The organism is Bradyrhizobium sp. LjRoot220 (genome assembly GCF_964252915.1).
Classification (GTDB): Bacteria; Pseudomonadota; Alphaproteobacteria; order Rhizobiales; family Xanthobacteraceae; genus Bradyrhizobium.
In genome coordinates this window covers 208,614-221,183 of the sequence record NZ_CAXUPS020000002.1, presented here as the reverse complement: position 1 = coordinate 221,183, position 12,570 = coordinate 208,614, and the positions used below count along the sequence as shown (strand labels likewise).

Annotated in this window: 14 protein-coding genes; 6 read left to right on the top strand and 8 right to left on the bottom strand. The window is 64.1% G+C overall.

The window, feature by feature from the left end:
- Positions 1 to 44: 44 nt before the first annotated feature.
- Both ACSQ84_RS09300 and ACSQ84_RS09295 read right to left on the bottom strand, forming a co-directional pair.
- On the bottom strand, positions 45 to 242 hold the full coding sequence (locus ACSQ84_RS09300; protein WP_436212249.1) for a hypothetical protein: 198 nt from the start codon (positions 240 to 242) through the stop codon (positions 45 to 47).
- Positions 243 to 295: 53 nt separating this feature from the next.
- Positions 296 to 532, bottom strand: coding sequence for a hypothetical protein (locus ACSQ84_RS09295; protein WP_436211377.1), 237 nt, complete (start codon positions 530 to 532; stop codon positions 296 to 298).
- 185 nt (positions 533 to 717) lie between these two features.
- On the opposite strand from ACSQ84_RS09295, the gene ACSQ84_RS09290 reads away from it, so the two are divergent.
- The 3 genes from ACSQ84_RS09290 to ACSQ84_RS09280 all read left to right on the top strand — a co-directional run bounded on the left by ACSQ84_RS09290 (position 718) and on the right by ACSQ84_RS09280 (position 2,175).
- The gene (locus ACSQ84_RS09290; RefSeq protein WP_436211376.1) at positions 718 to 1,158 is read left to right on the top strand and encodes a hypothetical protein; all 441 of its coding nucleotides are present in this window, start codon (positions 718 to 720) and stop codon (positions 1,156 to 1,158) included.
- Between the two features lie 76 nt (positions 1,159 to 1,234).
- A complete protein-coding gene (locus ACSQ84_RS09285) occupies positions 1,235 to 1,873 on the top strand; it encodes a winged helix-turn-helix transcriptional regulator (protein WP_436211375.1) in 639 nt (212 codons plus the stop codon).
- A gap of 11 nt (positions 1,874 to 1,884) precedes the next feature.
- A complete protein-coding gene (locus ACSQ84_RS09280) occupies positions 1,885 to 2,175 on the top strand; it encodes a hypothetical protein (protein WP_436211374.1) in 291 nt (96 codons plus the stop codon).
- Positions 2,176 to 2,222: 47 nt separating this feature from the next.
- Here ACSQ84_RS09280 and ACSQ84_RS09275 read toward each other — a convergent pair whose 3' ends face one another.
- The 6 genes from ACSQ84_RS09275 to fliL all read right to left on the bottom strand — a co-directional run bounded on the left by ACSQ84_RS09275 (position 2,223) and on the right by fliL (position 9,528).
- On the bottom strand, positions 2,223 to 2,498 hold the full coding sequence (locus tag ACSQ84_RS09275; RefSeq protein WP_436211373.1) for a DUF1488 family protein: 276 nt from the start codon (positions 2,496 to 2,498) through the stop codon (positions 2,223 to 2,225).
- A gap of 102 nt (positions 2,499 to 2,600) precedes the next feature.
- Positions 2,601 to 6,485 (bottom strand): tetratricopeptide repeat protein, encoded by a 3,885-nt coding sequence (locus ACSQ84_RS09270; RefSeq protein WP_436211372.1) that lies wholly within the window; start codon positions 6,483 to 6,485, stop codon positions 2,601 to 2,603.
- A gap of 102 nt (positions 6,486 to 6,587) precedes the next feature.
- On the bottom strand, positions 6,588 to 7,379 hold the full coding sequence (locus ACSQ84_RS09265) for a MotE family protein (protein ID WP_436211371.1): 792 nt from the start codon (positions 7,377 to 7,379) through the stop codon (positions 6,588 to 6,590).
- The gene (locus ACSQ84_RS09260; RefSeq protein ID WP_436211370.1) at positions 7,376 to 7,816 is read right to left on the bottom strand and encodes a DUF6468 domain-containing protein; all 441 of its coding nucleotides are present in this window, start codon (positions 7,814 to 7,816) and stop codon (positions 7,376 to 7,378) included. The genes ACSQ84_RS09265 and ACSQ84_RS09260 overlap by 4 nt, the downstream gene beginning before the upstream one ends.
- Positions 7,813 to 9,015, bottom strand: coding sequence for a flagellar motor switch protein FliM (fliM, locus tag ACSQ84_RS09255; RefSeq protein ID WP_436211369.1), 1,203 nt, complete (start codon positions 9,013 to 9,015; stop codon positions 7,813 to 7,815). Before fliM ends, ACSQ84_RS09260 begins: the two co-directional genes overlap by 4 nt.
- 18 nt (positions 9,016 to 9,033) lie before the next feature.
- Positions 9,034 to 9,528: a flagellar basal body-associated protein FliL gene (fliL, locus tag ACSQ84_RS09250; protein WP_436211368.1), complete on the bottom strand. Its 495-nt coding sequence runs from the start codon at positions 9,526 to 9,528 to the stop codon at positions 9,034 to 9,036.
- A 382-nt stretch (positions 9,529 to 9,910) separates the two neighbouring features.
- Between fliL and flgF the strand changes: the two genes are divergently transcribed.
- The 3 genes from flgF to flgA are packed head-to-tail and all read left to right on the top strand — an operon-like array spanning position 9,911 to position 12,567.
- Positions 9,911 to 10,675 (top strand): flagellar basal-body rod protein FlgF, encoded by a 765-nt coding sequence (gene flgF / locus ACSQ84_RS09245; protein WP_436211367.1) that lies wholly within the window; start codon positions 9,911 to 9,913, stop codon positions 10,673 to 10,675.
- 17 nt (positions 10,676 to 10,692) lie between these two features.
- The gene (gene flgG, locus ACSQ84_RS09240; protein WP_436211366.1) at positions 10,693 to 11,481 is read left to right on the top strand and encodes a flagellar basal-body rod protein FlgG; all 789 of its coding nucleotides are present in this window, start codon (positions 10,693 to 10,695) and stop codon (positions 11,479 to 11,481) included.
- A gap of 9 nt (positions 11,482 to 11,490) precedes the next feature.
- Positions 11,491 to 12,567, top strand: a complete 1,077-nt coding sequence (flgA, locus tag ACSQ84_RS09235; RefSeq protein WP_436211365.1) for a flagellar basal body P-ring formation chaperone FlgA — start codon at positions 11,491 to 11,493, stop codon at positions 12,565 to 12,567.
- The last annotated feature ends 3 nt before the right edge of the window (positions 12,568 to 12,570 follow it).

The following is a 12,570-nucleotide window of genomic DNA, read 5'->3' as shown; positions in this document are numbered from 1 at the left end:
CTAGCCAAGATGATCGCCGAGCTACCCCTAGCGTCTCGGTTTCCTCACGGGGCCAACACGGCCTTCTTGATCGATCGCGGCAACGCGATCGTCCGGAACAGCGCGGCGGGATAAAGATAATCGTCCCCTGACTCGTCCGCGATACGCAGCATCCCCTGCTTTTCTGCAGCCACGTCACGCAGCGCCACGTAGATCTTTCGTCGTTCCAGCGATGCCGGATAATCTGCGCTGCTGATGCACACGACCAATTGTCTGGCACTCCTGCGGCTATGCGGCGGTCTGCCCACGAGAAAACTCACCCCTTGAAATCATACTGCTTGCTGAGGTGGTCGCCGATCTGCACCAGCATCGCGACGCATTCGGGATAGCCTGGCTTGTCGATCGTCGCCTGTTCGGCACTTGCGCGGAACTCCCAGGAATCGCCATCGCGGAGCACGGAGATCACCATTCCATCCGGACAATCGGCATGGACCTTCAACTCGGCCCTTGCCATCGCAATGAGTTCGGCTTCGGTCTTGGCTGGCTTGCTCATGGCAACGGCTCCCCCCGTGGTGTCTTTGGTTTTATGCGCCACAGGTTGCCGGTTCGGAGGCCATCTGTCGAGGGGATGAAAAAAACCGCTGATTCGGACTGGAATTTCGGCCGAACTAAACCTCGGTTGGTTGACTCCATATTTTGTAGTATGTACTATTAAAAATGTAGCATATCGGATCACCGATGACGATGGCTCCATCGACACGACACCCGGCAAGTGCCGGCCGTCTTTGGCTCGGTATGGCTGCCTATCTGGTTCCCTCGTTTCCGATCGCCTTTGTCTGGCATCTCGTGCTGTTCGAATCGCAGTATCATTCACTTCACATCTACCGCGCCGACCCCATCATCCCGTTCGGGCTGGCTTCGATGATCATTCAAAGCGTGATCTTTTCATGGGCCTATCCCCTCCTGTTTCCTGGCCAGCGCAGTTCCCTCTTGAAGAATGGACTGCTCTACGGATTCGGCGCCGGCCTGTTGTCGTGGTCATTCACGACGCTGGCCGTCGCGGCAAAGCATCCGATGGCTTCGATCTCCGACTACGTATTTCTCGAGACGGCGTTCACTTTCCTGCAGTTCCTGATCGTGGGCCCTCTGATCGCCCTCGCCTACCGCAACTCCAGTTAGGGTCCGGCAACTTGAACCTTCCGGAATGAGCAATCTCCATTATCCGCAGTTTTGTGCGCTTGCGCGTGCGGCGGAGATGATCGGCGAACGCTGGACGCTGTTGATCATCAGAGAACTCTTGCTTGGGCCGAAACGATTTAGCGACCTTCAGGACCACCTCGGGGGCATGAGTCCGACCTTGCTGACAGCGCGCCTCGCAGACCTCGCCGAAAGCGGCATCATACGCCGAACTGCGCTGCCGAGGCCGGCCAACGCGCAGGTCTACGAATTGACCGAGATCGGCCGCGAAATTCAGCCGGCGATCCGGGAATTGATCCGCTGGGGCGGACGTTTTTTGTTTCCGCCGGTGCCCGGGGACGCATTCGAGCCGGATTGGGTCATGCTCGGGCTTGACGCCATCGCCAAACGCACGCCGGTGATCAAGATAAACGTGGGGCTCATCGTGACGCATGGAAAAAAGTCTGCCGACTTCACCGTTGCAGGCAGCGAGAGCGGAACCGCCATCCATCGGGGCATCACCGATTGCAAGGCGACGCTGGAAGCACCATTCGACGCCGTGCTCCAGATCGTGAGCATGAGCGTGTCGCTCGACGACGCCATCGCAGCCAATCGCGCGAAAATCATCGGCCCGGTGACGCCTATTCGCAAACTGCCGCAGATGTTCGACCTCGCCGAGCGCAGGCGTGGAACGACGACGACCGCCTCACCCCAGTAAAGGAGCAGATCGTGAAGAAATTCGTTCTGTTGCACTATGGATTTGAAAAGCCCACGCCGGAAATCATGGCCGCCTGGGGCAAATGGTTCGAGGCGATGAAGGACAACATCGTCGATATGGGCGGCCATTTCAGCAGAGGCCGGGAAATCTCCAAGGCCGGCACCAGGGATTTGCCGTTGGGTCTTGAATCGATCACCGGCTACACGATCGTAAACGCCGCAGGCCTTGATGATGCCGAGGCGATGGCGCGGAGCAATCCGTACATATCGAGCGTCAGGGTCTATGAAATCATGTCGAAATAGAGCCGAGCACCCTTCGCGCCAGACCGACGCCCGCGCGAGCCGCACGGCTATTTTCGGATGTGTTTGGTAAATATCCTGACGACATAGCCCTTCATGGCCGGTGCCGCGTCGAACATGTCGGATGCGATGCGCTCGACGGCATCTCGCAACGCCACAAACTGCGCCTGCCTGGCCAGGCTTTCGGTCCCCTTCACGCCGGCAAGCTCGTCCATGGCGGCGTCACTGATCTGGCATTCGATCGTCTCGTCCCCATTCAACATGGTGAACTTGAACGCCAATCGCTCGTTGTCGTGTCCTATAATTCGGCCCCGGGTCAGCGGCATCGAACGACAAATCCATACGGCTTGATGTGTGAGTTTCGCTTACGCGACGCAAGGCCGGAGTGCAAATCCGGCGGCCCCGCTCAGGCTCGGAACGGTACGGCTTTATTTTGCCGCATCGGCGCGCTTTGATCCAACGATCGCGGGCAAGGCGCCGGTGTGGACCGGCTCGCCCTTGGCTGTCTCGGGCGAAACCGGCGCGCGGGCGGTGGCGTCGGGGAAGCGGACCTTCATTTCGCGGATAAAGCCATCGAGCGTGTCGACACCTGCCGCCATCCTGGCGATCGAGACAAATTCGGCACTGCTGGCGGCGGCCGGCTTGCTGGCGATGTCGAACGCCAGCCGGTCGGCTTCGCCGGACATCAGCGGCGCATATTTCTCGCGGAAGCGCGCCAGCCCGATGGCGTCCTCGGCAAGCGCATAGCCGACGACGGCGCGGATGACGTCGCCCCGCTCCACCGCGTTCAGCGGTTTGAAGTCGCGCCAGCGATCGGCATAGTACAGTTCGATCTGTTCGGAGGCCTCGCGCCACTGCCGCGACGCCCAGTAAATGTCGGAACGCAGCCGGATCGCCTCGCGTCCGGTGATGTTGGAGATGATGTCGAGCGCAAGATCGTGGCGTCCGACGTCGCTTTGCGCGCGCGCCTCCAGCAACAGGCGCTGCTGGCGCAACTCGCCCGAGAGATCGGCGATGCGCGTGGTGCGAAGTGCGGCGACCGCGCGATCCGGCTTGCGATGGGTCAGGTAGACCATCGCCAGGCGCGCCGCCACCTGCGCGCGCGCGGCACCCTCCAGCCGTTTTTCGATCTGATACTGCAACAGCTCGGCGGCCTGATCGAGCAGATCGACCGCGACCAGGCGGTCCGCCAGGCGGCGGATCATCTCGTCGCCGCGGCGGCCGATCGGCGTCAGTTCGCGATACTCGTAAAACAGGCCGAGCGCATCGATCGGCTTCATGTCCTCGCCCTTGGGGCTGAGAAACAGCTGCGCAAACAGCGCGGACGCGGCGTCCTGGCCCTGGCGCGACAATTCGGAATTCGGCTGCAGCCGGGTCGCGGTCTTGGCCGCTGCGAGCGAATCCCCGTAGCGTGCGGCGTCGGAATAGAGCTGCGCGAGCACGGAAAGTGTCTTCAGCTCGATCGCATCGCCGCGCCAGATCGCCGACAGGGTTTCCAGCTCGCGCAGCAGCTCGGGCTGGCCGATTTCGCCGCGCTTCTGACGCAACAGCACCTCGCGCAGCTTGCCTTCGGCAGCCGAGGGGCGGTCGGCCGAGTGTGCGGCGAACCGGAAGGCATCGAGCGCGTCCTTGTCGTGGCCAAGCGCCTCGGCCAGCCGGCCGCGCAACACCGCGATTTCCGGCTTCATCTCCTTGGGGATACCGACCACCTCGAGTTCGCTGCGGCGGCGCGAGGCGCCGGCGTAATCCTTGACTTCGAGCGCCGCCCGCATCGCATCGGCGGTGACGATGCGCTGCATTTCCAGAGGCAGCGCGGCGATCGAGAATTCGGCGTTCTTGAACTTCTCGCGCGCGTCCGCCCATTTGCCCTGACGTGCAAAGGCGAGCGCCTTCCACAATTGGGAATCATAGCCGTTGCCGATCGCCGGATTGGCAAGGTCCTTCAATCCCCGCTCGGGGTTGCCGATCAGGATACTGGCCACCGCATGCACCATCAACACCGCGGCTTCCTCGGACCCCACCTTGGTCTCCGAGAGGATGAGGTTGGTGACGCCCCTCGCTTCATGAAACATCCCGCGCGCCATATAGAAATTGGCGAGGTCGAGCCGCGCGTGCGAGACGTTGTCCTCGCCGGCGGCGGCCGTCGCGTTGATCAGCGCATCCAGCCGGTTGAGAAAATTCTCCTCGCGGTTCTTGCGCCATTCCTTGGCGTCAAACAGCGGCCGCACCGCGGCGGTGGCGCGTTCGGCGGAGACGTCGGCCGATGACAGCGTCAGCCCGCCCGGCCGGCCGAGCATCACCTTGTCGGATCCGACCTCGGCGGTGATATCGTCGGAATTGGGATGGATAACGACGCCGTGGACGGATTCGAGCAGCGACAGCTCGACGAAGTCCTGACGCTTGATGAAGCCGCGGGTCGGCGGCGGCGCGGTGACCACCAGCAGCGTGTCGCCGGCGTCGGGGTCGACCAGCCGATGCATGAGGCCGGGGTTCGCCAGCGGCACGCTGACATTGGCCAGCGCCGGATCGGTGATGTTGCGCAACACCTGCAGCGGCAGCGGCGGCGCCTGCATGCGATCGGCAAATGTCAGCGTCCAGACGATGCCGTTGGCGCGGCCATCGCCTTCGAGCGACGGCATCAGCGGACGATTGAGCCGGATGCGTATGGCCTGGCCCTTTTCCAGCGGCAGCCGGCTGACGTCGCCGATGATGGCCCCGCCTTTGGCGCGGAAAGGCTCGACATCGATCGGTCCGGTCTGGTCGAACACCAGCCACACCGTGTCGGCGCGACGGAACATGGCCGCCGGCGTCGGCGCGGCAAACGAGAACATCACGCGCAGGCCGTCACTGTCCCGCCTCGCCTCGACGGAAGCCGCCGGAGGGTCTGCTTGCTTCGGAACCTCAACGGCAGCCGCCGGGGCTTTCTTCGGCGCCACCGGTTTTGGCGACTCCATCGCGGCGGCGGGCCTTGCTTGCGAAGGCGGCGCTGCTTTCGGCGTCTCCACCGGAGCCATCTTGTCAGCCGCAAGCGCTGGCTGCGGAGGCGCAACCGGCAATTTTTCCGCAGCGGGTGCCGTCGCAGCCGCCTGAGGCGCCGGCTTCTCCGCGGCAGCAGCCTGCTCGACGACCGGCGTCGGGCGCGGCGCTGTCTCGGACGCGCGGGGCGCTGTCTCGGGGGCCGGCGGCGCTTTTTCAAGTGCTGGCGGCGCCTGCTGCGGCTCGCCCGGCTTGATCTCGATCCCGGCCTGCTGGGCGATTGCCTCCGACGTGACCGGCGGAAGCTGCGGCGGCTGCTGCGGCGGTATGGAATCGTTCAGCGGCCTGGTGTGGGCGCCCGCCTCGGCCGTCGCGATCTGCGCTGCGATCCCCGATCGACCCGGCGTCGGCGCACGCGCAACGACAGGCGCAGCCGCCGGGGCTTGCGCCTGTTCCGCCGCCGGCTTGTCCGCCTGCTGGAAGGCGACGTCGATGACGTAGTTCTTTTCCTCGCGGAAGGAATGCACGTCGACTTCGCCGATCAAGACGATATCGACGGCGGAGGAATCGCCATCGGTCCGCTGCGTGATCGAGGCGATATTCGGCGGCGCCGCCACCTTGGCATCGGCCAGATCAAACGCCAGCACGCCGTTGAACTGCAGCGTCAGCTTCTGCTCGTTCAGCACCGAAGAAACGTTGACCCCGTTGGGCATTTCAAAGACGAAGCGGACAAAAGTCGGCTGCATCGAGGCGCGGACACGCACCGGCGGCTTCTTCTTCGACGCGGCGACCGCGAGCTGGGCGCGAAGCGCGCGTTCGGCCGCCCGGGCCCGCGCGGCCAGTTCGCGAATGACGTCCGCCGGCAGCGTCGGCGGCGGGCCGGTCCAGCTATCGGGCAGGAAATCGACGTAGATCCGCTCACCGGCCGTCATGGTGTTGATCGTCGCCCGCCGCGCCAGCGACAGCCGGATCGCCGAACCATCGGGATCGCGCCGCGCCGACCCGACATAATCGGGCACCGCATCGCTCAATTTTTCGACGGGAATGTCCACCGGCCGCTTGAAGCGGATCACGATGATCGAGCCGGCGGTGATGACGTCGGACTCGACGTCCTCGGCGAGCTTCAGCACCAGCCGCGCGTAGCCGCCGGACGCTGTGAACGTCGCTTCGCCCTTGACGGGATCCTGCGCCTGGCTGTGAGACGCCACCATCACGCCGGCGAGCACCACGAAGGTTGCGAGTGACGAGCGCAGACCAAGCGCTACGTCAAGGCAACGCCGGCCTATCCGCGCCAATGCGCGGCCCGACCCAATTCCAGCGGCGGCCCTCTGCCCCATCCAGGATGTCTTTCAGACTCAACGATTCCGGCCGGCGAAGCGCACTCGCCTGCCCGCCTGAATCTTGAATTGGCTGGCTTAAGGTTTTGTTAAATATCCGCGTCAATTGGGCTTTTGCGACAGGATCTTGCCTTCGATTTTCGGCAATTCGGCCGTTGAGGCGGATTTGTCGGTCCCGGCGCGGCGTGCCAGTTCCACGGTCAGCCGCTCGGCCGCCTCCGGCTGCATCAGGCCGAGAATGTCGGACATCTTGCGCGGCGCGATCTGGGAGGCGATTTCGTACAGCACGGACATCTCGAGCCGGTCGAACACCTTGGCGGCGTCCTTTGGCTTCATGCCCTCATACATGGTGATGATGCCCTTGAAGCGCGCGGCATCGGTCTCGGCCTTTTGCCCGGTCGCGGTGGTGATCCGCGCCTCGGTCGCCTTCATCTCCTCGACCCGTCCCTCGATGCGCTTCTCGGCCGATTTCAACAGGCTCTCGCGGATCTCGATCTCGCGCGCGCGCTGCTCCAGTTCCTGCCGCCGCGCCTGCAGCCGCTCGAGAATGGCGCGCTCGGACGGCGATACCGCCTGCTGGTTGGCTTCGGGAAAGACCACCGTGCCGTTTTGCGGCGGCGGCGGTTCGGCGGCAGCGGGGGCCGCCGGCTTCGGGGCCTCCTTGGGCTTCTCCTGCACTGATCCCGTGATGTCGTCTGAATCAGTCCTGACGATCTTGGGACCCCCTGGAAAGTTGAAGGTATCCTGCGCCCACGACTTCTTGGCCGGCTGCTGCGGCTGATAGGCGAATACGTATCCCCCATCGATGACCAGGCCGGCCACCTTCAGCACCGCGAGGCCGAAGACAGCGACCAGCACCACCGGAATGACACGTATGTCGCGAAACGATTTCATGCGGCGAGGCCACTGGCCCTTCGGCGTTCCGAGAATGCTTCCGCCGCGGCTGCAACGGCTCTCGCGGTCGAGACCTTGGGGGCGGCGGTTTCCGGCTCCGGCGTCAGCGGCCGTGCGGCAATGGCGATCTTGGAGAGGCGGCGGATCACGCCGTCGCCCTCGGCCAGCATGCCCTTCAGATGCGTGGACATCTGGGACGCCGCCGTCAGCTGGCTGCCGAGATGCTCGTTGACGTCGCGAACGGTATGCTTGAGGCCGCCGATCGCGCGCTCGGCGATTTCGGTGGCGGTGATCAGTTCGCCGATCGTGGCCTTGAGCGAATGCTCGTCGGCTTTCAGCCGCTTCAGGCGGCTGTTGAGCAACATGCAGTAGCCGATCGTCAGCAGCAGCAGCACCGCCACCAGACTCTCGATTACGATTCCAAGGGAATGACTCATTGTGCCTCCATCAACTTGGTTTGCTCGTCGGCCTTCTCGAACATCGCGAAGGTGGTATGCGGTTTACGCAGCTGCTTGGTGACGCGGATGGCGACGCGGTCGCCGACCCGGCCCATGCGCCCTTCGGTCAGCACGACGTTGCCGCAGCGGACCGACACCAGCGCGTCCTTTTTCATTTCCAGCGGCAGCGTGTCGCCGACCTTCAGCTTCATCAGCTGCTTGAGCGGAACGTTGGCTTCATACAGCACGGCGTCGACGGCGATCTCGGCCTGCGCCACTTCGGTCGCAAAGTGGCCTTCCCAGATCGGGTCGCGGCCGAACTTTTCGCCCATGAACATCTGCAGCAGCACCGGCCGGATCGGCTCGATGGTCGCATAGGGCAGCAGCAGCTCGATATTGCCGCCGCGGTCCTCCATGTCGATGCGCAGCCGCACCAGGATCGCGGCGTTGGCGGGCCTCGAGATCGCGGCGAAGCGCGGATTGGTTTCCAGCCGGTCGATCGAGAAGGTCACCGGCGACAGCGGCCGGAACGCCTGCTCGGCATCGGACAGCACCACCTCGACCAGGCGCTTGACGAGGTTGGTCTCGATCGTGGTGTAGGGACGGCCTTCGATCCGCAATGAAGTCTGGCCGCGGCGGCCGCCGAGCAACACGTCGATGATCGAATAGATCAGGCTCGAATCGACGGTCGCGAGGCCGAAGTTTTCCCACTCCTCGGCCTTGAACACGCTGAGCACGGCCGGCAGCGGTATCGAGTTCATGTAGTCGCCGAACCGCACCGAGGTGATGCGGTCGAGCGAGACTTCGACGTTGTCGGAGGTGAAATTGCGCAAGCTCGTGGTCATCAGCCGCACCAGGCGGTCGAACACGATTTCGAGCATCGGCAGACGCTCGTAGGACACCATCGCCGAATCGATGATGGCGCGAATGCCGGAATTGTCGTCGAGGTTGACGTCGCCGACGGTGAAGCCGAGCAGATTGTCGATTTCTTCCTGCGACAGGACCCGCTCGCCGCCGGCCTTGTTGCCGAAGTCGCGGCTGCCGTCCTCGACCATCGCGGCCCATTGCAGGGCCATGCTCTCCGAAAGCTCGTTGGCCGCGGCTTCTTCCGCCGCCGCCGCGGGATCCTCGGAATCGAGCGAGGCCTCCCATTGGGCGGCAATCGCGTCCTGGTCGAGGTCTTTACCGTTACCGGCCATGATGTGAGACCTGCTGCGTCACTGGACGATGATTTCCTTGAACAGCACCGCGTTCACGTGGTGGGGCGCCAGCGCCACATTGACGCGCTTGGTCAGCTCTTCCTTCAGGCGAAACAATCCGGCCGAACCGTTGATGTCGCTGGGGCGCAGTTCGCGCAAATAGGTCTGGAACAGATCGGTGACGCGCGGCAGCGTCGGCTTGATCGCCTCGAGCTGCTTCTCTTCCTTGACCTCGAGCACGACCTTGACCTTGAGATACTGCACACGCTCGCCGGGGCCGCCGACCAGGTTGACCATCATGTCGGGCACTTCGACAAAGGATGGCGGCTTCGGCGGCGCCGCCTCCGCGTGCTTCTCCTCGCCATGTCCGCCGCGCATCAGGAAGAACCAGCCCGCGCCGGCGCCGAGGATGGCGACGAACCCGACCGCGGCGATGATCAGCTTGAGCTTGCCGTTTTTGGCCGGGGCAGCTTCCGCGCCATCGGCAGCACTTTCCGCTTCGTTGTCCGCCATTGCCCCGCCCGATCCATTTGGGAACGAACGCGATTGCCCACCAGCCGGGCCGGAACGAGGCCCAAGACGCGATACCAAAGCCGCCAGCGCACACGCGCGCTCTTCATATGCAACGCTAGGGTAATAATGGTTAACGGAACCTTTCCACGGCGCCTCAACTAGGAAAAATCTGCCGGGCAAACATGGTCAACAACACCTTTCTGCCGTCCGTACCCGCCCCGGAAAAATAGCTAACTCCTTCAAAAATCGCCGTTTTCCAAACTGGCACGGCTTTCGCTGAGATGTTGGCGGACCACGGGGCTTGGGAGAGCCTGGGTGGTTCGAGAGATCGGTGGCCGGCTTGGGAGAGCCGCTCACGGATCGATGAAGGGGAGAACCACCGATGGAGAATATGCTTCTCGTCGGACTATCGCGGCAGATGGTGCTGGAGCGGCAGATGGATGTCGTCGCCAACAACGTCGCCAACATCAACACCAACGGCTTCAAGGCCGACCGGTCGTTGTTCGAGGAATATCTGCGCTCACCCGCCCACGAAGACAACTTCATGCGCGCCGACCGCCGCGTCTCGTTCGTGCAGGACCGCGCCACCTTCAAGGATTTCGCCGCAGGCAATACTGAAATCACCAAGAACCCGCTCGACATCTCGATCGACGGCCGCGGCTTCCTGGCGGTGCAGACCGCGGCCGGCGAGCGCTACACCCGCGACGGCGGCCTGCAGATCAACAATCAGGGCCAACTGGTCACCGCCGGCGGCAATCCGGTGCTCGGCACCTCCGGCCCGATCGTGTTCCAGCCGACCGACAAGGAAATCAACATCGCCGCCGACGGCAGCATCACCGTGATCGAGGGCACCGGCCGCATCGACTCGGTCCGCGGCAAGCTGCGGCTGGTTTCTTTCGCCGACGCCCAGAAGCTCGAGAAGGAAGGCAGCAACCTTTATTCGGCAGGCCCCGGCGTCGTCGCCCAGGCCGACACCACGTCCAGGGTTAATCAGGGCTTCATCGAAAAGTCGAACGTCAATTCGGTCACCGAGATGAGCCGCATGATCGAGATCACGCGCGCCTACACGCAGATTTCGGCCCTGCTGCAGCAGCAGAGCGAACTGCACAAATCCGCCATCGAAAAACTCGCCGAAGTTCCGGCATAACCCTGAGGCATTGATCGATGCGCGCACTCTACACAGCCTCGACCGGCATGGCGGCACAGGAACTCAACGTTCAGGTGATCTCCAACAACATCGCCAACCTGCGCACCACCGGCTACAAGAAACAGCGCGCCGCGTTCCAGGACCTGATCTACGATCACGTGCGCCGGGTCGGCGCGCAGGCGTCCGATCAGGGCACCATCCTGCCCGTCGGCGTCGACATCGGCGGCGGCGTCAAGACCGTCGGCACGCCGCGCCTGATGAGCCAGGGCACGCTGCTGCCGACCGGCAACGAACTCGACATCGCGGTGCGCGGCGAAGGCTTCTTCAAGATCCAGATGCCAGATGGCACCTACACCTATACCCGCGACGGCTCGTTCCAGATGGACGCGCAGGGCCGCGTCGTGACCTCGCAGGGCAACCCGGTACAGCCGACCATCACGATTCCGCAGAGCGCTTCCGGCCTTACCGTCAACGCCCAGGGTCAGGTCTCGGTGCTGCTGCCGGGCTCGACCACGCCGACCACGGTCGGACAAATCGGCCTGACGCGCTTCATCAACAAGGCCGGCCTCAATCCGATCGGCGACAATCTGTTCACCGACACGCCGGCCTCCGGCACGCCGCAGGACGGCATCGCCAACACCGACGGCTTTGGCGACATGCAGCAGTCCAGCCTCGAACAGTCCAACGTCGAAGTCGTCACCGAAATCTCCGACCTGATCGCCGCCCAGCGCGCTTACGAGATGAACGCCAAGGTGGTCAGCGCGGCCGACCAGATGATGCAATCCACCGCCAACATGTTCCGCTGAGGACTTGTCATGATCGCCCGCGCGCTCCTCCTCGCCACCGCCCTCTTCGCCGCCTCCGCGGCGACGGCGGCCGCGCAGACCCGCAACGAAGTCATCGCCGCACCCGCGCTGCGCGCCAGCGTCACGGTAACGGGGGATCTGGTGCGGATCGGCGACATCATCGACAACGCCGGCAGCGCTTCGCAGATCGCGATCTACCGCGCCCCGGATCTCGGCACCACCGGTTCGCTGCCGGTTGCCCAGGTGCTGAACGCGCTGCGCTCGCATCAGGTGATCGGCGTCGACACCAGGGACCTCAAGGAAATTTCGGTCACGCGGCTGGCCCGCACGCTCGAGGGCAAGGACATCGAGCAGCAGGTCGCGCGCACGCTCGAGCGCAAGAACGGCCTGGGCGAGGCCGCCAACCTGAGCCTGACCTTCGACCGCGACCCCGGCGATGTCAGGCTGGAGGCTTCCAACACCGGCGGCATGCAGGCCGCCATCGTGCGCTTCGATCCGCGTAACGGCCGCTTCGACATCACCTTCGAAATATCCAACGACAGCGGCACGGCCCCGACCAAGCTGCGCTTTACCGGCACGGCGGTCGAGACCATCGAGGCCGCGGTACTGGCGCGCGGGATCGAGCGCAACGAAGTGCTGAAATCCTCCGACGTCGTGGTCGAGCGCCGTCCCAAGTCCGAAGTCGGCAGCGACGCCGCCACCCGCGACCGTGCGGTCGGCATGCAGGCGCGCCGTCAGTTGCGCGCCGGCCAGGCCGTCCGGGTCGCCGACCTCGCCAGGCCGGACCTGGTGCAGCGCGACCAGAACGTCACGCTGATCTACGATTCAGTCGGGCTTTATCTCACCGTGCGCGGCAAGGCGCTTGAGAACGGCACCGAAGGCGACGTCGTCAACGTCATGAATATGCAATCCAAGCGCACGGTCTCCGGCACCGTGACCGGCCGCGGCCAGGTCTCGATCATCGTCGCCCCGCCCCGTCCCACCCCGGCCGCCGCCGATACCACCTCCTCGCTCGGCAACGCCGGACAGGTAGCCCCCGTCGCCGTCGCCAAACTCAGTTCGCCAGTCGCTCCAAAAGCCGAGTAATGT